The following is a 23,036-nucleotide window of genomic DNA, read 5'->3' on the forward strand; positions in this document are numbered from 1 at the left end:
TGTTGTGAGGGGCACCGTCAGGGACCCCTTTGGCCTTGGCCGGCCGGCAGGATGCAGAATCCGTGGCCGGGACTGGACGGTAAAGTGGAAGCGGGTGTTTTTCGCCCCATACATCTCTGTACTAAAGGACCATACCCATGAGCTTGATCCGCCTCAATGACGTTTCCGTGCGCTTCGACAAGGTGCAGGTGCTCCGGGAGGCCTTCTTCAAGCTCGAAGCAGGCGACCGGGTGGGTATGATCGGCCGCAACGGTTCGGGAAAGTCAACGCTCCTGAAACTCGTCATGGATCAGGTGGAGCCCGATTCCGGAACTGTCTCCGTGGAACTTGGCACCAAGATTGGCTACTTCTCCCAGTTCTCAGAGCTCAACGGGGCATCCTCCATCCTCCAGGTGCTAGAGGAAGTGTTCGCCCACGTTCTCGAGATTGAGGCCGAGCTTGCACAGATCGATGCCGCGCTCGCCGTCGATCAGCCCGAAGCGGAAATGGACCGACTGATCCATCGCCAGTCCGAGCTCTTTGCCGACATGGATCGCCTGGACGGCTGGGATTACCAGCGCTCCATCGACAAGGTCCTCACCACGCTGGGCTTCAATGAAGCTCACCGCGTCTGCCCCATCGACGACCTCTCGGGCGGCTGGCGTAACCGTGCGGCCCTTGCGAAGATCCTGCTCGAGGCACCGGATGTTCTGCTTCTGGATGAGCCCACCAACTATCTTGACGTTGCCGGTGTGGAATGGCTGGAGGCGTGGTTCAAGAACTTCAAGGGTGCGGCAATCATCGTCTCGCACGATCGCAAGTTCCTTGACGCCGTTGTCACCCGGATCATCGAGCTGGAGAACTTCCACCTGCACGAATACCCGGGCAACTTTGCTGAGTATGTGGTGGCCAAGCAGTTCCGGCTCAAGACGCTGGAGAGCCAGTTCATGCACGAGTCCGAGCTGCTGGCCTTTGAAGCCGAAGGCATCTCCGACCGGCGCGAGGCTGCGAAGGCTGCTACGAAGGGCCTGGATTCCAAGCTTTCAAAAATCAAGAAGTCCCGGGCCCCGCGCCCTGTGGATAAGATCATTACGGAAATTTACGGCGGGCTGCACGTCAAGGACGTGCTGTGCCGGGTGGAGTCCCTGACCAAGTCGTATGGTGACCGGACGCTTTTCGGTGATCTCAGCTTTGAGATCCGCCGCGGCAACCGGATTGTGGTGCTGGGTTCCAACGGTTCCGGTAAGTCAACGCTGCTACGTGCCCTGACAGGGGAGGAGCCGGCCGATTCCGGTTACGTTACGTGGGCCAAGGGTGGTGGGCTGGTCTCCTACAACCAAGTCCTCGATGAACTGGACCCCGAGGACACCGTCACGCACGCCGTCAACGCCATGCCAGACAGCCTCGCCCTGACCGCAACGAAGAAGTCCGTGAACAGGTTCCTGGCCATGTTCCAGTTCTCCGAGGCTGATCTGAAGCAGCGCATCGGCAACCTTTCCGGTGGTCAGCGCGCTCGTGTGGCTATGGCCCAGTGCCTGCTTTCCGGCGCCTCGGTTCTGGTGCTCGATGAGCCCACCAACCACCTCGACATGTCCAGCACCCAGGTCATGGAACGGGCGTTGCTGCACTTCCCCGGCGCCGTCCTGGTGGTCAGCCACGACCGCTTCTTCACCGACAAGATCGCCAACCGCAAACTGGTGTTCAGCGCGGACAACCCCGGCGTGGTGGCCGTCACCGGCGGTTAATCCCGCGCGGTGGTCGAGCTTGTCGAGACCCCGTGCCCCGCTGATCCCCGCGTGTCCCCGTTGGTCGAGCCTGTCGAGACCCCGTGCCCCGCTGATCCCCGTTGGTCGAGCCTGCCTCCGTCGGCCGGGCCGTTCCCGTTGGTCGAGCTTGTCGAGACCCCGGGTTCTGCCCTCGTACTATTTGTTAGAATATTTCTTCTACTATCTATTGCGGTGGGGTTACGGTTTCGGTAGTGTTGTTGTATGAGTAGTCGGGAGTGTTTCCCCGGGGACCGGGGTGATGAGGCCACACAGGATGTGGCTGCGCTGCTTGCTGGGATTACTCTTCCTAGTGTTGAACCCTTTGGCTCTGACAGTCCTACTTTGGTGGGGTTGGAGGGGCATTTTCCTTTTCCGGTGCCGGTTCCTGAGCCGTTGACCCGGTTGGTCGTCGCCCGGGGTGTGTATGACGCCGGGATCGCTGCGTTGTTGGTGGTGAAGGGTTTGGAGGATGCTCTGGCTGCGTGTAAAGCGGCGTTGATGGATCGCATCCTGGGCGCGGCCTCGGTGGAGGCTGTAGCGATGGAGCTGGATCCTTGGCAGTCAGGAATCGCGGAGTCCAGTGCAGTGACGAATATGGCGTTGGTTTTACGGATCCCTGAGGTCACGGCCGCGGCGTTGGCTCATCACAGTGTTGACCTTTTACGACACCACCCGGACACCTATGCGGCGCTGGAAGCCGGGGTGTTGTCGTGGCGGCATGCGTGCATCATGCTCAATGAAATCGGGACCTTGCAGGAAACCTTGGGGGTTACCGGGGAGGATGTGGCCGGGTTCGAGGCGAGGTTGTTGGTGTTAGCGGTCGGGTCTACGGCGGCCGGGTTCGCTTCTAAAGCACGCCGGGCTAGGGAGTCTTTGTTTCCGGGATCGATCAGTGTCCGGGTGAAGAAAGCGTTCGCTCAGCGCAGGTTGAGTTGTGAGTCGGGTCGGGATGGGATGTCGTGGATGACGTTTTATCTCCCGACGGTCGCGGCGGAACCGATTATGACCCGGTGTACCAGGATTGCTAGAGCGATCAAGGACGACGCCCGCCGAGAACACCGCGCCGCCAACCATGCCCACCGGGGTGAAGAGGGTGCCGGTGAGGATTTGCTGGAGCACCGGACTTTGGCTCAGCTGCGTGTTGATATCGCGGCCCAGTTACTGATGGGCCAAGACCTCCCGAGTAATAGCTACACCAACCCCACCACCACCAACCCCTCCACTAACGCCGGCTCTTTCGCCTCGGATGCTTTCACCTCGGATACTTCCACAGCGGATCCCTTTGCCGGGGATACTTCTAAGCCATCGAGCGGTGCCGGTGGTGGGGGTTTCTTCCGCAGCGGTAGTCCCCACGGCGCCAGGCAAGACACTGGTGGGCAGGGTTTCGGTGGCCCGGAATCGGGTGCCCCTACTTCGGGTGAGCTTCCGGGTGAAAGCCTCGGCCGCAGCGGTAGGCACAACGGCGCCAGTCAGGGCACCAGTGGTCAAGACTCCAGCGGGCAGAACCCTGGAGATCAGGGTTTTGGTGGGGTGAGGTTGATTGATGAAGAGCCTGTTTGGGCGCACAGGGACCCAGAGCAACCTACCGGGCGGATTCCGACCCCAGGTGACGGTACCGAGGCGAACACTAACCCTGCCAGCGAGTGTGGTGCCGCGAATCCGGCCAGCCCTCCTGCTGATCCACTCGAACCACCGGCCGAACGACCATCCGGCGAAGCACCGGACCGTGGGCCCGGCGGGCCGCTACTCGAAGAGCCCGAGTCACCGGAGCCGCCCGAGGTTCTGTGCGGTCAGCTCCTGGCCGGGTTGCCCGAGGAACCACCCACTGGCGAGCTGTCTGGCGATTTGCCTGTCGATGAGGATGGGGTGGTGTTGTTGGTGGGTGAGGTAGTGGGGGATGGGTCTGGGTATGTCGACGGGGTTGTTGATGGGGTGGTGGAAGATCCGGGGCAGGAGTACCTGAATCAGCTCAAGGAGTTGCGGGTTGGTGGTGTGGTGGCGGGTCCGCGGTTGCCGCAAGCGATCGTGTTGGTCACGGTCCCGTTGATGGGGTTGTTGAACCTCACCGAAGAACCGGGTGAACTTGTTGGTCCTGGGGGTGGGCCGATCCCTGCCGACATTGCTAGGGAGCTGTTGGCTGGTTCCTCGACGTTCCTGCGGGTCTTCACGGATCCGGTGACGGGTGAGATGTTGCCGTTGAATCCGGAGCGGTACACGCTTCGAGAAGCGGAGCGGGAGGTGTTGCGGGCTATGGCGGGGAGTTGTTATTTCCCGAATTGTTCGAATCCGATCCTGGATACCGAGTTCGATCACCTCGTGCCCTTTGAGCGGGGTGGGAAGACGACCCGGGAGAACGCGCGTCCGGCGTGTAGGAAGCATCATGGGCTCAAGCACTTCAAGGATGACAAGGATAAACACGGGGCGTATCGCCGGTTCAAGGAACCACAGCGTGAAGGGATTCGGATTCGTGGGTGGACACCGACACTGACTCAGGATGGGCGGGTCGGCTGGATCACCCCGACCGGAGCGTATGAACCACCCCAGGAAGAACAAACCCGGCCCACGAGATACCCCAGATGGCTAAAGAAACGCATCACCTGGCAACGCATCACCAGGCTCCGCAAAGACCAGGGGCACAAAGAGGGCTAGGACGATGGAAGCTCTGGCGGGAGCGGTGAGAGACTTAACTACCGAACTTTGGACAGAAGAGTGCCGCCGTCGGCCCTTGATAAGGTTCGACGGCGGCACGAGACTTCGCGAGACCTACTGTCCGGTCCGAACTAGCGCCGGGCCGGGTCCAGCGGCTCGGACTTGCCTTCTTTCGCCAATAAACCCTGCCCGAATCTGGCAGACTTTGCGGGCCACCATACGCGGTCGCCAAGGTCGTAGCTCAATGCGGGCACCAGCAGGGTTCGAACAATTACGGTGTCGAGCAGCACGCCGAAGGCAACGATGAACGCCAGCTGAGCAAGGAACAGCAGCGGAATGATGCCCAATGCGGCGAATGTCGCAGCCAGCACCACGCCGGCGGAGGTGATGACCCCGCCCGTCTTGCCCAAGCCGCGCAACACTCCGGCACGGGTGCCCATGATTAGGGACTCTTCACGGACTCGGGTCATGAGGAAGATGTTGTAGTCCACGCCAAGAGCGACCAGGAAGACGAAGCCAAACAGCGGGACCGTTGCGTCAGCACCCGGAAAGCCAAAGACATGGTTGAACACGAGCGCAGACACGCCCATCGTGGCGACGTAGGACAACACCACGGTGCCAATCAACAGCAACGGCGCAACTACTGACCGCAGCAGGAGTATCAGGACGATGAGGATGACCAGCAGTACCAACGGCACAATCTTGAATAAATCACTCTGTGCCGTGACGTTGGTGTCCAGGGCAATCGCGGATACTCCGCCAACCAGAACGCTCGAATCAACCTGAGGCAATTGCTTCCGGAGCTCCACAACCACCTGTTCAGCGGATTCCGAATCGGCCTGATCCTTCAAGGTTGCATTGATCAGGACACGGCCATCCTTGACCACGGGCTCGGCAGTAGCGTCGGGACGGCCGCTTCCGGTGTAGAGGCTGGCCTCGGTAATGCCTTCGGTACGTTCGACGGCGGCTAGGACCTGATCCTTGCTGCCCTGGTCCGCGATGATCAGAACAGGACTGCCGCTGCCGCCATCAAAGTGTTCTGCGAGTGCCCGCTGGCCGTCAACGGCATTGCTTTGGCCAAGAATCACCTCTGTCTGTGAGACGCCATTGGCCTGCAGCTGGACGATCCCGGTGCTCGCAGCGAGGAGGAGCACCAAAGTAACGACCCACGTCAGACGCGGCTTCCGGGCAATCAATAGCCCAATGCGGCGCCAGACGCCGCCGACTCCGGCTAGACCCCGCTCCACGTCGTTGCTGGTCTCCGAGGTCATACCCGCAGTCATACCGGCGCTCAGGCCGGCGGCGCCGCCGGCTGTGTGCTTGTGTCTGTGCCCATGTCCGGATTCAACCTTGGGCATGAAGGGCCAGAAAGAAACGCGTCCGAAGGCAACTAACAGTGCTGGCAGGCAGGTCAGGGCTGCCAGCAGGGAGAAAAGGATTCCGATGGCGGCGATCGGGCCAAGGCTGCGGTTGGAGTTCAAATCTGAGAACAACAGGCAGAGCATGGCCAAAATGACGGTGGAACCAGAGGCAACGATGGGTTCCCACGCGCCACGAAATGCTTGGCGCAGGGCTGTCCACTTCGAATCGACCTGCGAAAGGGCCTCGCGGAATCGTGCAACGAAAAGCAGTGAATAGTCGGTGGCTGCACCAATGACAAGAATGGACAAGATGCCCTGACTTTGGCCACTGAGCTTGATCCAGTCCCAGCTGGCCATGTAGTAAACAACCAGGATGGATGCACAAAGAGCAAAAACCGATGTGAACAGCACCAGAAGCGGCAGCACTACGGAACGGTAGACCACGAGCAGAATTACAAATACTGCCAGCAGTGCCACCAGCAGCAAGACCCCGTCGATCCCGCCAAAGGCGCTGACGAGATCAGCCGTAAGGCCGGCTGGACCTGTCACATAGACACTTAAATCTTCGGGGGCCGAGGCGTCCAACTCTGCGCGCAGCTCGGCAACGACCCTCTTGATTTCACCGGTGTCTGAGATGGGCACGAGGAATTCCACCGCCTTGGCGTCCTGAGATGGAATCGGGCCGGCGATAGTGGTCGTGGCCGGAGCCGTGGGTTTCTGCACGCCGGGGACCGCGCCCATTTTTTGTGACAGGCCAGCGATTTCAACCAGCTGGTCCTGCGTCAACGGCTCTTCGCTGGTCAGCAGCACCACGGCCGGAATTACGTTGCTGTCCACGAACTTTAGCTGCCAGTCGCGGGCAACAGTTGATTCCGCGCTGGCAGGTAGGAAGCTGGCTTGATCGTTGGTGGAAACGTCAGAAATTTTGCCAAAGGTGGGTCCGCCAAGTCCTGCCGCAAGGAGCCATACGACGATCAAGACTGCAGGAAGAGCAATGCGGAGCCAACGTTGTGGAGACCAGTCGGTGTTCTTCATGCTCAAAATAATACTTCCATTGTGGAGATAAAATGAAATGCTGGAGAGTCGACTTCAAAGAAGCGGAAATTTTAGAGAGATGATTGACGTCATGATGCCATCCCAGAGCCACGCTGACCTTTTGGCGGCAATGCGTGAGTTCGCCCTCGAGTCCGACCGCTATGTGGACCGGGCCGCGGCCGTGCATGGCCTGCACCGAACCCACCTGAATGCCCTAGGTTTCCTGGTCAGCCCGGGACCAAATGCACCGACGCCAGGAAAGTTGGGTCAGGCGCTGAACTTGAGCTCTCCAGCAGTGACAGCCCTTGTCGACAGGCTGGAGCATTCGGGTCACGTAATCCGCCAGCGAGGGCAGGTGGACCGGCGGCAGGTTGAGCTGGCCATGACGGAAAGCGCGCGCATTATTGGCCGCCAGTTGTTCATGCCCCTTGCCGCACGCTTAAGCCAAGCACTGGACAGCTACTCGCCCGAGGAACTCGCGCTGGTGGAGCGCTTCCTTAATGAGATGACAAATGCGACCGCCGAAGCTAAAGGAAACCTTCAGGCGGCACCGCCAGCAACTGAAGCGCTATAGGCAGGCGGCCCTGAGGCTTGAGACTTGCCTAGACGGCAGCGGCAGTGGTGGCGTCAATATCCCGTGTCCTCGCCACGGCGCACGCGAAGTCTCCGCATTGGGCGCGGTAGTGGGTAGGCTGAGTCACATATCAACGTCAGGGAGCCCATGATTCGCCGCGTCACAGTTCTGTTGCTTGCCCTTAGCCTGGTCCTTGGTGGAGCTGCCTGCTCCGCCCCCGATGATGGAACGTCCACGGCCGATGCGCTGGCCAAAGCCCTTTCCTCCCACACCGTGGGTGAGCTTGGCTTTGACAAGTCCGGGGCTGAGGTCCAAAAGGAATTGACCGAACTCGCCGAGGGCATCGACCCCGTGTGGCCGGAGGTCACCGTTAGTGGCGTGGAGGTCACCGACGACACCGCTCGCGTTTCCCTGAACTACGCTTGGAAGCTTCCCAATCTTGAGAAGCCGTGGACGTATGCAACGGGCGCCGATATGAAACGCAACGGCAAATCCTGGACCATTACGTGGTCCCCGGAAATGGTTGAGCCGAAGCTCGCGGCGGGCGAACGCATCGCCATCTCCACCAAGTACGGTCAGCGGGCCAGCATACTTTCTGCCGATGGCGAGGCGATTGTGAAGGACCGCCCCGTGCGAACGGTGGGCATCAACAAGGACGGACTCACCGCCTCCGGGGCGAAAACCTCCGCCGATGCGCTGGCCACGCTGCTGGATATTGATGTTACTGCTTATCAGGCCAAGGTCGAGGCGTACGGTCCGGTGGCATTTGTTGACGCCGTCACCCTGCGCGAAGAAGCCTTCAACGCGCTTGACCAAGGCAAGCTCAAAGCGATTGACGGCCTCCTCGCTACCCCGGGCACGCTGCCGCTGGCACCCTCACGCACCTTCGCCTCGGCGATTTTGGGCACCGTGCATGAGGCCACAGCCGAGGACATTGAAAAGTCCGAAGGCAAGGTGGTTGCGGGGCAGATCGTGGGTTCCGGCGGACTGCAGTCTGCCTTCAACGCTCAGCTTTCGGGTACACCCGGGGTGACAGTTACCGCCGTCGCAGCTCCTGCCGCGGCGACCAGAACTGCCGCTCCCACGGACGACGCCGGGACGTCACCGACCGATCCCAACGCACCGGCCAAAGTCCTTTACACCGCTGATCCCGTTGACGGCAAGGATGTGAAAACCACCTTGGTGCCGGGGCTGCAAAGCGCGGCCGAAGATGCCCTTGGCAGTGTGAAGACGCCTAGTTCGATCGTGGTGATGCGCCCGTCCACCGGCGCCATCCTTGCCTCGGCCAACGGTCCGGACAGCAACGGTTACAACACCGCGTTCCTTGGCCAATACGCACCAGGCTCCACGTTCAAGATCGCCACATCGCTGGGATTGTTCCGGCTGGGCATGAATCCGGCGTCCACCGTGAGCTGCACAACCGAATACACGGCGGATGGAAAAAAGTTCCTCAACGCGCCGGGCTACGCGGCCGAGGCGACGGGTGAGGTGTCCCTGACAACCGCCGTCGCCCATTCCTGCAACACCGCATTTGTCAGCCAATTTGAAAAGCTCGCACAGGACAAGCTGGCGGACGCGGCAGGCGCCCTCGGCATCGGTATGACCAACGATCTTGGCTTGGACGCTTTCACCGGTGCTGTGCCGCGCGATTCCGCCGGTACCGAACATGCTGCTTCCATGATCGGTCAGGGCAAGATCCTGGTTTCGCCGCTCGCCATGGCCTCTCTGATGTCCACAGTGGTCAAAGGTTCGACCGTGGCGCCGGTCCTGATCGACGGCCATGACGGCAAGGCCAAGCCCGCCGACGGCGCTGTTCTGACGGCCAAGGAGGCCGGGGACTTGCGCACCCTGATGCGTGCCGTTGTCACTGACGGGTATCTGGACAGTCTGGCTGACCTGCCTGGTGCGGAGGCCATCGGCAAGACCGGTACGGCTGAGTATGGAACCGATGATCCGCCCCGCACCCACTCGTGGGTCATCGCGGCGCAGGGTGATATTGCGGTAGCAGTTTTTGTTGAAGATGGTGACCTTGGGGCCGTTACTGGCGGGCCATTGGCGAAGACCATGTTGGCGGCAGCGGCAGGCTAGTTCGCCAGCTCAAGTTCACGAGGGGACTGTTATTGAGTTCGGCGTTAGAGTAGGCGGGAACCTAAAAATGCGGATGATTGACGCACCGCCATACGCAAAGGCAGGACCATGAAAAGCTCAGAGATCGCCACCACCAAGTTTTCTACGACGAAATTCCGTGAGGGATATTCCATGCCTGAGGTGGACGCTTTTCTCGATGACATCCGAGGGTCCCTGACCGCGTGGGAGTCCGGCCGGCCAGGGCCGGTGACTGCCGCAGCCGTCGCTGAAGCGCGGTTTCCCATGACGAAATTTCGTGCAGGTTACGACCAGGACCAGGTAGACACTTTTCTGGACGAGGCAGCGGCCGCCCTGAAGGAGTTCGAAAGCGGCGTGTATCCCACGTTCGGATAATCAGTCGGCTGTGACGTCCCGTGTGCGGAAGCGCCAGAACCCCAGTGTCGCTAGGACCGCCGCGATGATGGTCAAGACAGCCAGGGGTGCAAGCGTGAAGTCCTCGGCGGGAATGCGGGGGACTGCGCCGAAGGGGGTTGCCTTGATGGCTGCCTCGGACAGTGAAAAGAGACCGCCGAACATGGCGATGCCCATGGAAAGTCCATACACGGCCCAGGAGATGCTCACACTTAGACGAGGCAGAAATCCGCTGAGGAACAGCATCATGCCCAGCATCACCAGCACCGCTGGCCAATAGGCGAACGATGCGGCCGCCAGCTGACCTCCCGTGGCAGCGCCACTGGAAGCGGCTCCGGTGAGGTATCCGCTCACGAGCAGCATCAGGGCGGATCCGACGGCGGCCATCGCCACCTGCGCGAGCAACCAAGTGTTGCGCGAAATGGCCCCGGCGAGCTGGGATTCGAGCCGGCCGCTGGCTTCCTCGCCACGGACTCCGGCCAGACATTGCACGGCGAAGGCTCCCGCAAGCAGGCCGTTAAAGAGGACAAAGATGCCTAGAATGCCGTCGAGCATGCTGGTCGAGCTGCCTACAAATGAGGTGGCGAAGGGGTTGGCTGGGTCCAGCACACTCGTCATGGTTTGGGCCACGCTGCCAAAGAACGCCCCGGCCACCACTGCGCCGGTTAACCAGCCGATCAAGCTGCCGCGTTGCAACCTCAGCGCAAGGCCCACCGGGTGGGTAAGAAACGCCGATGCCCGTGAAGGGCCACGTTGTTCTGGCAGCAGCCCCATGCCGAGATCGCGGCTGGTCTCAATGCGCAGGGCCGCCGCACATCCCAGGATCGTCAAGGTAAGCAAAGCAAGCAGCGGCCACCAGGAGTCTTGCCCGAAGGCCCGCATGTTTTGCGCCCACCCGATCGGTGAGAACCAACTGAGAGGACTTGGGTCAATGCCGTTGGCCTGTAGATCGGCCCCGGCCCTGATGAAATAGAACAGCGCCATGACGGCGACACCGAGCGAGTTGGCGCCCCTGCTGGTTGAACTCAGCTGTCCGCAGAGGGCAGCAACGGCAATGAATGCCAAGCCAGTTCCGGCAATCGAGGCACCCATGACAAGTGATCCTGCCACGGGAAGTTTCACAGCTAGGCACAACAACGAAATCAGCATTCCGGTCACTATGCTCAAGGCGCCGGCCACCACGTAATTGGCCATGCTGTAAGCGTGGCGTCCAAGAGCTGCAGATCTGAGTAATTCGATGCGGCCGGATTCCTCATCGGCCCGGCCGTTACGGGTCACAAGGAAGATCGAGGCAAAGCCGAGGGCAACAGCAAGCGTCATCCAAATCTTGATGACAAGGATGCCGCCCAATGATCCCGCGGCATACGGGAGCCCGGTCATGGCAGCAACGGCGGGAGTATTGGCCACCTGGGCATAAGCGTCCCTAGCCGTTTGCGTAGGGAAGGCCTGCTGCTGGGAATCGTAAACAACCGGAATCATGATGGCCAAGACTGCTGCCCAGACAAGCAGGCGAACCCAGTTGCGGCCGAGAATGAAGCGGACGCAGATCACAAAACCTGTCATGGAATCACGCAGTGGCAGCGCCGGGGCGCCCCCGTGCAGCGAGCTGGACCCGCCAACTGTGGCCGCGCTCATCGTGCACCAGCAATCTGCGTTGGAGTGACTTTAGCGGGGGTATCAACCGCAGTGCCGCTGTAGTGGCGCAGGAACAAGTCCTCAAGGGATGGTGGACTCGAGACCAATGAAGTCGGCGAATATGCCGAAAGAGCCAGGAGGACCCCGCCCAGTTCGCTCCCGCCGACAGTGAAGGTGGCCTGTGGCCCGTCAACCACCAGATCATTGACCCCAGGAACCTGTGCCAGCACCGACGCGTCCCTATCCAAAACAATGGACACCGTTGTCCGGTGCAGATGCCGGAGAGCATCGAGCCGCCCGGCCTCCACCGTTTGGCCCTCCCTGATGATGGTGACGGTATCGCACAGCTTTTCCACCTCAGCAAAGACATGGCTGGACAGAAGAACACTGCGACCATCTGCCTTGACTTCGCGGATGCACTCGGTGAAGACCTGTTCCATCAAGGGGTCAAGGCCCGAGGTTGGCTCGTCGAGGATCAAGAGCTCTGCGTTGGATGCCAGACCGGCCACGAGGGCAACCTTTTGCCGGTTCCCCTTGGAATAGCTGCGCGCCTTTTTCGTTGGATCCAGTGCAAAACGCTCCAGCAGCCCATCCCGCTTGATGTTATCCACGCCGCCCCGCAGGCGGGAGAGGATGTCGATGGCCTGCCCACCTGTGAGGTTGGGCCACAAGCTGACATCGCCGGGCACATAGGCGATGCGCCGGTGAAGTTCGACGGCGTCACGCCAGGGATCGCCGCCCAGCAGACGGGCGGTCCCGCCGTCGGACTTCAACAGACCGAGCAGGATGCGGATGGTGGTCGATTTTCCGGAACCATTAGGACCTAGAAATCCGGCAACTGTGCCGCGATCCACTCGCAGGTCCAGACCCGCAAGAGCCGTGGTCCGGCCAAAGCGCTTTTGCAGTCCGGACACCAGGATGGCGGGATTATTTTCGGGATCGGTGGTGGCCGGAAGATGCGATGACATAGCTTTTCCTTAGCGAGGGGGTAATTCTCCCGCTGGTTCCGCGGGTGGGTTGGCGGCCAGATACGCGAGGTACTGGTCCAGGTAGCTGCGGCTGGTGAAGAGCCCCTCGGTGTAGAGCTCGAGTGTGGGCAGCATGGCATCCGCGTAGAACTGGGCCATGACGCCCTCAAAATCATCCAGCGCAGTGTCGGGGTGCATGGCCAAGCGGACGACCAAGGCGCCGATCGATTGGTGGACAAGGAACCGGACGCGGGCTTCCTCATCGCGACTGGGAACCACGATCCCACGCGCAACAGCATCAAGGGAGAATTCAAGCGATTCGGACACCATGTGCTCGATGAACTCACGCCCGGCCGCACCGCCTTCTCGGACGCTGCGCAGGATGTAGACCAAGAGAATGCCACCCTCTTTCGAGGACGGGAACTGTGCAAACAGCTGGGTCGGGTCGGCGTTCATGCTCGCGGTCTTCAGGGTGCGGTATCGCTGGAGCACGGTGGCGTCACATTCGGCACGCAACTGTTCCTTGGAGCCAAAGTGGTGCCTGACCATCCCCGCGGTGACGCCGGCGCGTGCGGCGATCGCGCGAAGGGATTCGTTGAATCCTCGCGCTGCAAAGCACTCGATTGCGGCATCCCGCAGCCGGGCCTTTCCGGTTGAATCATCCTGAGATGTACCCATAAACAGCACACTACTCGCGTGTATAGCCCCCGGCAATCATTGATTTTCCGTCGATTCTTCGCTGGTGATGACGGTCGGGATGCGGGCCAGACTAGGCTGGCAGCATGGAAGCACTTGTACCGCTGGAGGATGCCTGCACAGTTGTTCTGCTGCGCGACGGCGACGCTGGGCTGGAAACGTTGATGCTTGAAAGGCCGCATGCCAGCAGGGCCTTTGGCGGAGCTTGGGTGTTTCCCGGGGGAAAAGTTGACCCCGAGGACAGGCTGGACAGAAACGGCGGCCCGGTCGATGACTTCACGGCGGCGCAGCGTGCCGGCCTGCGCGAAGTGGCCGAGGAAACCGGACAGCGGCTCAGCGGCGCCGATCTGGTCTGGCTTTCACAGTGGACGCCGATGCAGAGCCTTCCTCGACGTTTCAGGACCTGGTTCATGCTGGCACCGGCGTCGTCGGTGACTGTGGAGTTGAACTCCGAAGAGCACTCAAACTTTGCGTGGCTGGCGCCTGCCGATGCCCTTGCCCTCCATGTCAAGGGCGAGATGATGCTGTTGCCACCTACCTGGGTCACCCTGCACCACCTGGCAGCCCTGAAAACGGTGTCGCAAGCCCTCGCAACGGCAAAGGCCAGTGAGCCCTTTGCGTACAACACGCATGTTTTGATGCCAGACGGTGCGGCCGCCGTGGATGCCCGCCCCTCCGGAGTCATGTGGTCCGGTGATACGGCTTATCCGGGACCATCACATGTCAGTCCCAGGGCCCGCCACAGGTTAACCACTACCGCGCTGCCCTGGGTCTTCGAACAGACCGCTCCGTGACAACGCGGGCCGGTTACAGCAATCCGCACCAATCTCAATCGGAAGGAACCGTCATGGCAGCAAAGAAGCGCTGGAGTGAATTGAGCAGGGGGCGCCGCGGTGCCCTCATTGCAGTCGGAGCAGTGCAGGTGGCCTTGCAGTTGGCTGCTCTACGGGACATCTTCCAAAGGACTCCGGAACAAATCAATGGCAGCAAACGGGTTTGGGTGGCGGCGTCTTTCCTTAACTTTGCCGGGCCCATCGCATGGTTCCTGCGCGGGCGGAAAGACTAGATCGCGCTGAACCGCACTCGTGCGCCCGGGGCCAGTTGCGCCGCTTTGTCGAGGTCCTCGCCCAGCACCACACCGAGCACCGGGTATCCACCCGTTACGGGGTGATCGGCGAGGAAGAGCATCGGAAGGCCCGACGGCGGCACTTGGATTGCGCCGTTGGCCATCCCCTCGCTTGGGAGCTCAGCGCCAGCTGCCGATGCGCTGCGTTGCAGGGGTGTTCCGGTCAGGCGCAGCCCAATCCTGTTGGATTGGGCGCCAACCTCCCATATTTGCGCTTCGAAGTGGGCCAGCGATTGCGGAGTAAACCAGTCATCCCGCGGCCCAGGCAGGTACTTCAAATTGGTCACCTCAAGTGGCGGCGACAACGCCGCCTCGGGGGCGCCAACAATGCTGCCGGCCGGGGCTGGCGCCACGGGAAGAAACACGCCGGCTGCGATGGGATCCGGTCCCAGACCAGAAAGGACATCCGTAGAACGGCTGCCCAAAACTGGTGGCAGGTCAAGGCCGCCTCGCACGGCGAGATAGCTGCGGAAGCCTGCCGTGCTTTTCAAACGAGTGGCCGGCAAAAGGGTGAGCGGCCGCAGGGTGAGCGTTTCGCCGTCGAGCAGTAGAAACGGCGCATTGGCCGGGGCTTCGCGTTCATCACCATGGAGATCAGCAATGAACGGCACCGCGGAGGTGCCGGCCACGGCTACGATGTGAGCGCCCACTGCCCTGAAGCTCAGCCCGGACAGGACAACTTCCAACCCGGCGGCCCCAAGATTCCCATTGCCAACCATCCGGTTGGCGCGGCGCAGTGCAGCCCGGTCCAGGGCACCCGATTCAGGTACGCCCAGATGGGCGTAACCCTGCCGACCCAGATCCTGAACCGTGGTGTGGACACCGGCCGCCAGCACCTGCAGACCAGAGGGGCCGTGGCTTCGCGGAGTCACGACGGTTGGTTTGGCCACGCCCACCTCGATCAGTTCGCGGACGGGCATGAACTCAACTGCGTCACCGGGTTCGATGAGTGCAGGCTGCTCCCGCCCGGCATCCCACAGGATGTCGGCGCAGCGGCCAAGCAGTTGCCACCCGCCGGGAGTCGGGCCCGGATACACGGCCGAAAATTCCCCTCCGACGGCCACCGAGCCGGCCGGGACAACTGTTCGGGGCGTGGATAGGCGGGCGACCAGTAAGCTGTGCTCCGCAGCTGCGAGGTACATAAAGCCTGGGGCAAATCCACCAAAGGCGGCCAGCCACTGTTGCCCGCTGTGCCAAGCAACGAGGGCCTCAGAGCTGAGCCCTGAAAGCCGGGCAGCATCGGTGAGGTCGGCGCCGTCGTACGTGGTCTTTAGCCTATGTACCGTGCCCGGGATAGGAGTCTGTATTTGGGTGTCTGTTGCGGCGAGGAACTCCCTGACACCGCGTACGGCGGAAGGGGAATTGCAGCTGATAAGGATAGTCTCGGCGGCGGCCACGATCCCGATCACACCGGGAAGGTTTTGCTGACGTAGCAGGGTCTGGAGACCCATGACGTGGGCCAGGGAATCGAGCTCAACAAGGATGCCCGTCTCGCCCACGGTACGGATGTGCAGCTGCTGGTTCATGGGGTTGGCGCTACGGGACGAAGCTGGTGATCGTGACGCCGGCGTCGCGCAAGGCAGTGCGGACGGCAGCGGCCATGGCCACGGCACCCGGAGTGTCACCGTGCACGCACAGGCTTTGCACGTCTACGGCAATGCGGCGGCCATCGATGGCCGTGACTTCTTGGTGCAGGGCGATGTCCAGGCTTTGGGCCACCACCGCCTCGATGCTGTGCAGGACTGCGCCGGGCTGGGTGCGGGCCACAAGCGTGCCGTCCGGATTGTAGGCGCGGTCGGCGAAAGCCTCGGTCACCACGGTGAGTCCGGCGGCGAGCGCCAGTCGCTGGACCTCCGAGTTTGGCGCCACCAGTAACGGCAGGTCAATGATCGTCATGGCGGTCACCACGGCTTCGGCCTGTGCTGTGTGGTGGACTATCGCGTTGTAGAGGGCGCCGTGCGGCTTTACATAGCTCACGGTGGTTCCCTCTGCCCGGGCCATGGCCTGCAGCGCGCCGATCTGGTAGATCAGTTCATTGCTGAGCTCGCGGGGAGCAATGTCCATGAAGCGCCGTCCGAACCCGGCCAGATCCCGGTAGCTGGGATGGGCGCCGATACTCACGCCCTTGGCCGCTGCGGTGGCGCAACTTTGACGCATGGTGCTTGGATCGCCCGCATGGAAGCCGCAGGCGATGCTGACGCTGGAAACCTGATCCATGATGGCCGCATCGTCGCCGAGTGTCCACTGCCCGAACGATTCGCCGACGTCGGCATTGAGGTCCATGCGCAAGGGAGTGCGTGAGCGTGTCAGAGCAGGCCCAATTCCGTGACGGCGTCGCGCTCCGAAACCAGTTCCGCCACGGAGGCGTCGATCCTGGTGCGGGAGAATTCGCTGATGGCCAGGTCCGGGACGATGGCGTAGTCGCCGCCGCTGGTGGTGACGGGGAAGGAGCTGACCAAGCCCTCCGGTACGCCATAGGAACCATCGGAGGGGACTGCCATGCTGGTCCAGTCGCCGTCCGGCGTGCCTTGCACCCAAAGCCGCATATGTTCGACGGCGGCATTGGCGGCCGACGCTGCCGAGGAGCCTCCGCGTACGGCGATGATCTCGGCGCCGCGCTTGGCCACGCGCGGAATGAACTCATCCGCGATCCAGGACTGTTCCACCAACGATGTTGCCGGGGTGCCGGCAACGATCGCGTGGGTGATGTCCGGGTACTGGGACGCAGAGTGGTTGCCCCAGATGGCAAGCTTGCTGATGCTGCTGACGGGGGCGCCGGTCTTGGCTGCCAGTTGTGCCACAGCCCTGTCGTGGTCCAGCCGGGTCATGGCGGTAAAGCGTTGCGCAGGGATGTCACGAGCGTGTGATGCCGCAATCAAGGCGTTGGTGTTGGCCGGGTTGCCCACGACAACAACCTTCACATCGCTGGCTGCTCCCGCATTGAGGGCCCTGCCCTGCACGGAGAAGATGCCTCCGTTGGCGCTGAGGAGATCGGCTCGTTCCATCCCTGGGCCGCGCGGACGGGCACCGACGAGCAGTGCGATGTTGACGCCGTCGAACGCTTTGGTGGGATCGTCAAAAACCTCAAAGCCGGCGACCAGCGGGAACGCGCAGTCCATCAATTCCAGAACAGTGCCCTCTGCCGCCTTGGCCGCCTGAGGAACCTCAAGGAGATTCAGCTTGACCGGGACATCAGGGCCCAGCATGGCGCCCGAGGCAATCCGGAACAGCAGCGCGTAACCAATTTGGCCTGCGGCCCCGGTGACCGTGACGGTGACGGGGGCTGGAGCATGTGCGTTCATGCAGCCAGTCTAGTCCCGCCGGTAGAATTGCTGGCGGGCTGCCGGGGGAGTGCAGTAACTACCAAAGGGGACTGGATGTCGCAGAGTCAGGAAACGCAGAGTCAGGGATCAATGGGTCAGGGATCCAAACGCACGTGGGGCGGCCGCGCCCGTGCCGTACCCGGCATATTGGCCAAGGCGCCATGGTGGGTTGTACTCCTAGCGGGCGTTCTGTGCGTCTGGTTGGGATTCACACTGGCCACCAAGCCGCTCTCTTCCTTGGGTGCCCTGACGTTCTATGTCGGCGCCAGCTTCATCGTCTCCGGAGTCTCCGACCTGATAGAAACTGAAAAATCCGGTTCCGGGGGCATCCGGATGGTGCTGGGTTGGGGATGGGTTGCCGCCGGCCTCGTGGTCCTGTTCTGGGCAGGTGGCGCCATGGCAGTGCTGCCCGTTTTCATCGCCGCCTCACTAATAGTCTCCGGCGTGATCCGCGGTATTGGCGCCATCCGCGGCAAAGGGCGCCCGGCCGATGAACGTGTCTCGGCAATCATCCTTGCGCTCGCAGACCTGATCTTTGGCGTGGTGGCGCTGGCCTGGCCGGACGTGACACTGCTCCTGGTAGCCGTCCTCTTTGGCGCCCGCACCCTGCTCTTTGGGCTGGGCCGCATGTGGAACGCCCTCGCCGAGGCTATAACGCTCTCGCGAGCACGACGGCGCACGGCCGCCGCTCCTGCTGTGGGAACCACTCCCGCCGTGGGAACTACCAGACCCAAGCCGTTCCGGCGCTGGATGCGAGTCATCGGTGCCGTGTTGTCGCTGGTCCTCGCCATAGCCGTAGCCGGACTTGGCGCGCAGCTGCGCAGTGGTGCGCCCAGCGTGGACGCGTTTTATGACGCCCCGGCCACGGTTCCCGATAAGCCCGGCCAGTTGCTCAAGAGCGAACCCTTCACCACGGGTGTCCCGGAGAACGCCAAGGCATGGCGGATTCTGTACACCACCACCCGCGACGACTCCACGCCGGCCGTGGCCAGCGCCGTCGTACTTACATCGCTGAAGCCCGCCAGCGGGCCGCGTCCCGTCATCACGTGGGCGCATGGCACCACAGGCTATTCAGAGCCGTGTGCGCCATCGAACCTGTCGGCATCCTTCGACTCGGGCGCCCTGCCAGCACTTGATCACGTTGTTGAGAACGGGTGGGTGCTCGTCACTACCGACTATGCGGGCCTGGGCACCAAGGGGCCGCAGCCCTATTTGATCGGTCAGGGTGAGGCCCGGTCAGTGTTGGATTCGGTACGGGCGGCGAAGGCGCTCGACGCCGAACAGGCCGAGTTGAGCATGGCCGAAGAAACTGTCGTGTGGGGCCATTCGCAGGGTGGTCAGGCCGCATTGTGGACCGGCGGATTGGCCACGAGCTACGCCCCCGATGTGAAGATCAGCGGTGTGGCGGCCATGGCCCCGGCCAGCGACGCCATCGGCTTGGTGGAAAACATGCCCAACATTGCCGGCGGCAGCGTGTTTGCCTCCTATGTTGCTGCTGCCTATGCCGACAGCTATCCAGACGTTTCCTTCAACGAATACATCACGCCGGTGGCCAGAACGTTTGTGCGTGAAATGTCCACACGTTGCTTGTCGGAGCCTGGGGTCTTGGTGTCCTTGATCAACGCCATTGCCATCGACAAAGACAAAACCATCTTCGCCAAGGACCCCACCACCGGCGCCATGGGGGAGCGGCTGCGCGAGAACACACCTGTGCTGGCCATTTCGGCGCCCTTGTTCATAGCCCAGGGCGCCGCTGATACTCTCGTGATTCCGGATGTGCAGGACGCCTACGTTGCCGCACGGTGCAAGGCCGGGCAGGAACTCGAATACAAGAAGTATGCCGGCAAGGACCACATGGGAGTTGTGTCCCCTGATTCGCCTCTGATCGGCGATCTGTTGTCCTGGACTCAGGACCGCATCGACGGTAAGCCTGCCACCAGCGATTGCGCGGACTTGCCCTAGAGCGCCAGTCTGCCCTAGAACGCCACCCTGATGCATAACGCCAGCGGGGCCCACCAAGGTGAATTGATGGGCCCCGCTGTAGCTTTAGCTGTGGGTTCAGCGGACGCCGGGAGCCTTTCCTCCGATGTTGATTTCGGCGCCGCCGGCAAATGCGTTGCCCGCAATGGAGTTCAATGCTGTGAGCTTCACGTAGCGGCCGACTTTCCCACCGGAAATAGCGGTGATCTGTGAACCGGTCACATCAAGGAACGTTCCGGAGGTAACCTTGGCGCCAAACTCGGTGGGGCTGTCGGATACGTAGAGTTCGAAGTCCTTGATCTTGCCATTGGAGTTGGACTGGCGCTGAGTGTATTCAAAGCCGGTGACAGCGTAGCTCTTGCCCAAGTCAATGACGACGCTGTGCGGGAACGGTGTGGTGCTGCCCTGCCACTGGGTGTGCCAGTAGCTGTCAATCTTGCCGTCCAACAAAGCCGTAGCTGGGCCGCTCGGTGCGGTTTCACCCGTGAGTTCCTCCGAGGTTACCGATGCAATACTGAGCTCGCTCTGGGGGATCTTGTTATCGAGCGGAACGAGCTTTGATTTGACCTTCAGACTGTCCTTGGCAGTACGTGTCCCGGTCGAGGAGACCTGGGTGGCGACGACGTCGAACTTACCGCTATACGTTGCGGGGTACACCGGCATCTGGAAGGTGAGCTTGCCTTCGGCGTCCGGCAGAACCGAGCCCACGCGGCTGCCGTCAAGGGTCAGCACTACATACTTTCCGGGCTCGAAGCCGCTTAGCGTGGTTTTGGCACGGTAACCGGCCTTGGTCGTGGCATTTGTGACGGCCAAAAGCGGCGTTTGGGAAGAGTCCCAAACAGCCGGCGTTGCAGGGTCGGCCGTGCCGACGGCGACAGCCACGGTGAAGCTCGCCGTCGTCCCGTTGCTTGCCGTCAGCGTTCCCGTGTAACTTCCCGCATCGGCGTAGGAATGCGTGCCTTGCAGCTGATACAGGCTGCCAGCGGCAAGTGAGTGACGTGCCTCGAGTGCAACGATCGTCGCCGGGGTGGCGGCGCTACCGTCGCCCCAGTCAACGCTCACGCCGAGGTTGCCGAGAATGCTTGAGGCGCTCACACCGTCAGCGTCATCAACGGTGTCGACAGCAATGGTCGAGCCGTCGGCGGATGCCTTCGTACCGGGGGCCGCCAGCTGGCCAACGTTGAGGGTCAGGTTCTTGCCCGGGGCAACGGCCACGGGCAGTCCGGCCATGGAGGAGCGCCATTTAGCCTGGTTGCCGTCGTAGAAGTTGGTGCCGGTGGCAAGCATGCGCTGACCCATGGAGGCCATCCGCACCTTGAAATCGTTCACGTTGCGCTGCGCCTGCGGGGTCCAGCCAATTTCGGCAAAGGAGACAACACGTGGGAACGCCATGAACTCAGCTTGAATCCCGCCGCGGATGGTCTCGGACCACTGGGCCGCTTCCACACCGAGCAGTGCCGAATCGGGCAGCTTGACCCCGGCATCCTTGACGGTTCCGGCCGGATCCCAGTCGTAGTACTTAGGGAAGTCCCCGGTGCCGGCCCAGGTCAGGCCGATCGGTGTCTTGGCGTTGTACTTCATGTCGATGTAGGAAGTGGAGCCGTTGGAGACCATGAGCTTGGCGCCCTTGTTCTTGATGGCGTTGAGGGTATCCGCCGTGCCGCCGGTCCAGTATTGGATGCCATCTCCTGCGGTGAGCCCACCAATGGCGGACTCATTCCAGCCGATCGGCTTCTTGCCCAGGTCGTGAATAATCTGCACGGTCTTGGTAACGAACTCGACGTAGTTGTCGTGGCCGGTCACGTGGGACTCGTCGCCGCCGATGTGGACGTAATCGCTGGTGGTCATGCCGGCGATCTGGCCGAACACGTGCTCCAAGAACGTCCAGGTCACGGGTGCGGCAACGTCAAGGGTGGAACCGCCCACGTTGCCGGTGCCGTCTGCGGGGACAACGCCCCACTCGTCCACGCCGGGCTTGGTTCCGGCGGTGTTCAACTCCGGGATGGCGTGGAGGATTGCGGAGGTGTGCCCGGGGACATCTATTTCCGGAATGATTTCAATGTGGCGCGAGGCCGCATAGGCCACGATGTCTTTGTATTCTTTCTGGGTGTAGAAACCGGTATGCCCGAGTTCATCCTGGTAACTGAGATTCTTCGTCACAGCCGTCTTGCCGGAGATGCCGGTCAGCAGTTCGTAGTCAATCGTGTCGCCCGCCGCCCTGCCGTCGTTGGTGATCTGGATGCGCCAGCCTTGATCGTCGGCCAGATGCATGTGGAGCGTGGAAATCTTGTAGGCGGCCAGGGAATCGATGATGTTCTTGACTTCGTCGGGGCGCTTGAAATCGCGGGCCACGTCAAGCATCATGCCGCGTTTGTCGAAGCGCGGTGCGTCAGAAATTTCGACGGCGGGTGCGCTCCAGTCCGCGATGACCTTCTGCTTGGATTCAATGAAGGCTGGGAATAGTTGGCGCAGCGTCTGGATGCCGTTGAAGACCCCGTCGCTGGTTGGCGAGGTGATCTTGACTCCTGTGGCGGCGTCCACCGTGAGCTTGTAGGCCTCGGACTGCAGCTGGGCACCGAGGTTGGGGATCTCGCCCGGTGTCTGAAGAAGCACGACGTCGTCCGCGTCACCTGAGGTGCCTGTCACCACTGGCAGCGCCAGCCCGGTGGAGGTGCGGAAAATCGCGGCCAAGTAGTCGGCGGTCTTCTTCGTCTCAGCGTTGTTCGCCACGATCCGGGAGCCGACGCCCAGCGTGAAGGGTGCCTCGTCCGGAGTTGCTAGATTGACCGGAAGCGGAATGAGATTCACGCCTTCGGAGGGTACCGGTGCAGCGGCTTCCGGCCCATCCCAAACCTCAAATTCCCACATGGACATACCGTACTTGATGCCGCCGATCGGCGTGCGGTCAATGCCCTGCATCCGGACGTATTGGTACGGTGTGGACGCGAGCGAGGCGAAGAGCTTCTGGGTGTCACGTGCGTCGCACGTAGGGGAAATGACGTCGGTGGCGTCCACAAAGGTGATTCCGTCGGTGGACACCTGAAGCTTGTATTTCGCTGCACACGCCGTTTCCCACTCGATACTGACATGGTCAATCACCGTTGGGGCCGCAAGCTTGAGAGTGATCCGGGCGTCGTTTGCCGCGTTGGAGGACCAACGCGTGGCGGGGTCGCCGTCGGTCGCCAAGGCTGTGCCGTTGCGTCCGGGCGTCTCATCGCCGGAGGAGGTGACGGCCGTGCCGGCCGAGGCCAGCGCAACATTCCTTGCGACGGGATTGCTTGCGACGGCGTTGTTTGCGACAGGATCGCTGGGGGCGGCCATCGACGGAGGCGCCGCCATCGTCAGCAGCATGGCCGGAGCCACCACCGCCATCGCTAAGGTCTTCTTCAACGGCGTCTTCCACGAGGAGTGCATGTGTTCATCCTTTTTCGAAATGAGGGATCTA

At 61.9% G+C, this 23,036-nt stretch carries 16 protein-coding genes; 8 read left to right on the top strand and 8 right to left on the bottom strand.

The genetic code is table 11. The annotated features are described in order from the left end of the window. The first annotated feature begins 137 nt into the window (after nt 1-137). On the top strand, nt 138-1,724 hold the full coding sequence (locus ACP7B9_RS01805) for an ABC-F family ATP-binding cassette domain-containing protein (RefSeq protein ID WP_425860196.1): 1,587 nt from the start codon (nt 138-140) through the stop codon (nt 1,722-1,724). Between the two features lie 243 nt (nt 1,725-1,967). After that, a complete protein-coding gene (locus ACP7B9_RS01810) occupies nt 1,968-4,394 on the top strand; it encodes an HNH endonuclease (protein WP_425860198.1) in 2,427 nt (808 codons plus the stop codon). Nucleotides 4,395-4,525: 131 nt separating this feature from the next. Here the strand turns inward: ACP7B9_RS01810 and ACP7B9_RS01815 are convergent, their stop codons facing one another. Continuing rightward, a complete protein-coding gene (locus tag ACP7B9_RS01815; protein WP_425860199.1) occupies nt 4,526-6,790 on the bottom strand; it encodes an MMPL family transporter in 2,265 nt (754 codons plus the stop codon). 91 nt (nt 6,791-6,881) lie between these two features. On the opposite strand from ACP7B9_RS01815, the gene ACP7B9_RS01820 reads away from it, so the two are divergent. The 3 genes from ACP7B9_RS01820 (at nt 6,882) to ACP7B9_RS01830 (ending at nt 9,845) form a co-directional block, all read left to right on the top strand. Further along, the gene (locus ACP7B9_RS01820; RefSeq protein ID WP_425860200.1) at nt 6,882-7,364 is read left to right on the top strand and encodes a MarR family winged helix-turn-helix transcriptional regulator; all 483 of its coding nucleotides are present in this window, start codon (nt 6,882-6,884) and stop codon (nt 7,362-7,364) included. A gap of 147 nt (nt 7,365-7,511) precedes the next feature. After that, nucleotides 7,512-9,452: a penicillin-binding transpeptidase domain-containing protein gene (locus tag ACP7B9_RS01825; protein WP_425860201.1), complete on the top strand. Its 1,941-nt coding sequence runs from the start codon at nt 7,512-7,514 to the stop codon at nt 9,450-9,452. A gap of 108 nt (nt 9,453-9,560) precedes the next feature. Further along, nucleotides 9,561-9,845: a DivIVA domain-containing protein gene (locus ACP7B9_RS01830; protein WP_425860203.1), complete on the top strand. Its 285-nt coding sequence runs from the start codon at nt 9,561-9,563 to the stop codon at nt 9,843-9,845. Here the strand turns inward: ACP7B9_RS01830 and ACP7B9_RS01835 are convergent, their stop codons facing one another. Genes ACP7B9_RS01835 through ACP7B9_RS01845 form a run of 3 tightly spaced genes read right to left on the bottom strand, consistent with a single transcriptional unit; the run spans nt 9,846 to nt 13,144 of the window. After that, on the bottom strand, nt 9,846-11,498 hold the full coding sequence (locus ACP7B9_RS01835) for an ABC transporter permease (protein ID WP_425860205.1): 1,653 nt from the start codon (nt 11,496-11,498) through the stop codon (nt 9,846-9,848). Then, nucleotides 11,495-12,466 carry an ATP-binding cassette domain-containing protein gene (locus tag ACP7B9_RS01840; protein WP_425860207.1) on the bottom strand — a complete coding sequence of 324 codons (972 nt, stop codon included), beginning with the start codon at nt 12,464-12,466 and terminating at the stop codon, nt 11,495-11,497. Before ACP7B9_RS01840 ends, ACP7B9_RS01835 begins: the two co-directional genes overlap by 4 nt. 9 nt (nt 12,467-12,475) lie before the next feature. Continuing rightward, the gene (locus tag ACP7B9_RS01845; RefSeq protein WP_425860208.1) at nt 12,476-13,144 is read right to left on the bottom strand and encodes a TetR family transcriptional regulator; all 669 of its coding nucleotides are present in this window, start codon (nt 13,142-13,144) and stop codon (nt 12,476-12,478) included. A 104-nt stretch (nt 13,145-13,248) separates the two neighbouring features. On the opposite strand from ACP7B9_RS01845, the gene ACP7B9_RS01850 reads away from it, so the two are divergent. Both ACP7B9_RS01850 and ACP7B9_RS01855 read left to right on the top strand, forming a co-directional pair. Beyond that, a complete protein-coding gene (locus ACP7B9_RS01850; protein WP_425860210.1) occupies nt 13,249-13,956 on the top strand; it encodes an NUDIX hydrolase in 708 nt (235 codons plus the stop codon). Between the two features lie 53 nt (nt 13,957-14,009). After that, nucleotides 14,010-14,228: a PLDc N-terminal domain-containing protein gene (locus ACP7B9_RS01855; protein ID WP_425860212.1), complete on the top strand. Its 219-nt coding sequence runs from the start codon at nt 14,010-14,012 to the stop codon at nt 14,226-14,228. On the opposite strand, the gene ACP7B9_RS01860 is transcribed toward ACP7B9_RS01855, so the two are convergent. The 3 genes from ACP7B9_RS01860 to ACP7B9_RS01870 are packed head-to-tail and all read right to left on the bottom strand — an operon-like array spanning nt 14,225 to nt 17,590. Beyond that, nucleotides 14,225-15,814, bottom strand: coding sequence for a 5-oxoprolinase/urea amidolyase family protein (locus ACP7B9_RS01860; protein ID WP_425860214.1), 1,590 nt, complete (start codon nt 15,812-15,814; stop codon nt 14,225-14,227). The two genes, ACP7B9_RS01855 and ACP7B9_RS01860, sit on opposite strands and share 4 nt — an antisense overlap. Nucleotides 15,815-15,824: 10 nt before the next feature. Continuing rightward, on the bottom strand, nt 15,825-16,571 hold the full coding sequence (locus tag ACP7B9_RS01865; protein WP_425860216.1) for a LamB/YcsF family protein: 747 nt from the start codon (nt 16,569-16,571) through the stop codon (nt 15,825-15,827). Between the two features lie 23 nt (nt 16,572-16,594). Beyond that, a complete protein-coding gene (locus tag ACP7B9_RS01870; RefSeq protein ID WP_425860218.1) occupies nt 16,595-17,590 on the bottom strand; it encodes a malate dehydrogenase in 996 nt (331 codons plus the stop codon). Between the two features lie 75 nt (nt 17,591-17,665). On the opposite strand from ACP7B9_RS01870, the gene ACP7B9_RS01875 reads away from it, so the two are divergent. After that, nucleotides 17,666-19,573, top strand: a complete 1,908-nt coding sequence (locus tag ACP7B9_RS01875; RefSeq protein WP_425860219.1) for a lipase family protein — start codon at nt 17,666-17,668, stop codon at nt 19,571-19,573. Nucleotides 19,574-19,669: 96 nt separating this feature from the next. On the opposite strand, the gene ACP7B9_RS01880 is transcribed toward ACP7B9_RS01875, so the two are convergent. Further along, nucleotides 19,670-23,005 carry a family 20 glycosylhydrolase gene (locus ACP7B9_RS01880; RefSeq protein ID WP_425860221.1) on the bottom strand — a complete coding sequence of 1,112 codons (3,336 nt, stop codon included), beginning with the start codon at nt 23,003-23,005 and terminating at the stop codon, nt 19,670-19,672. Nucleotides 23,006-23,036 lie beyond the last annotated feature (31 nt).

The organism is Arthrobacter sp. TWP1-1, assembly GCF_049897845.1.
Taxonomy (GTDB): Bacteria; Actinomycetota; Actinomycetes; order Actinomycetales; family Micrococcaceae; genus Specibacter.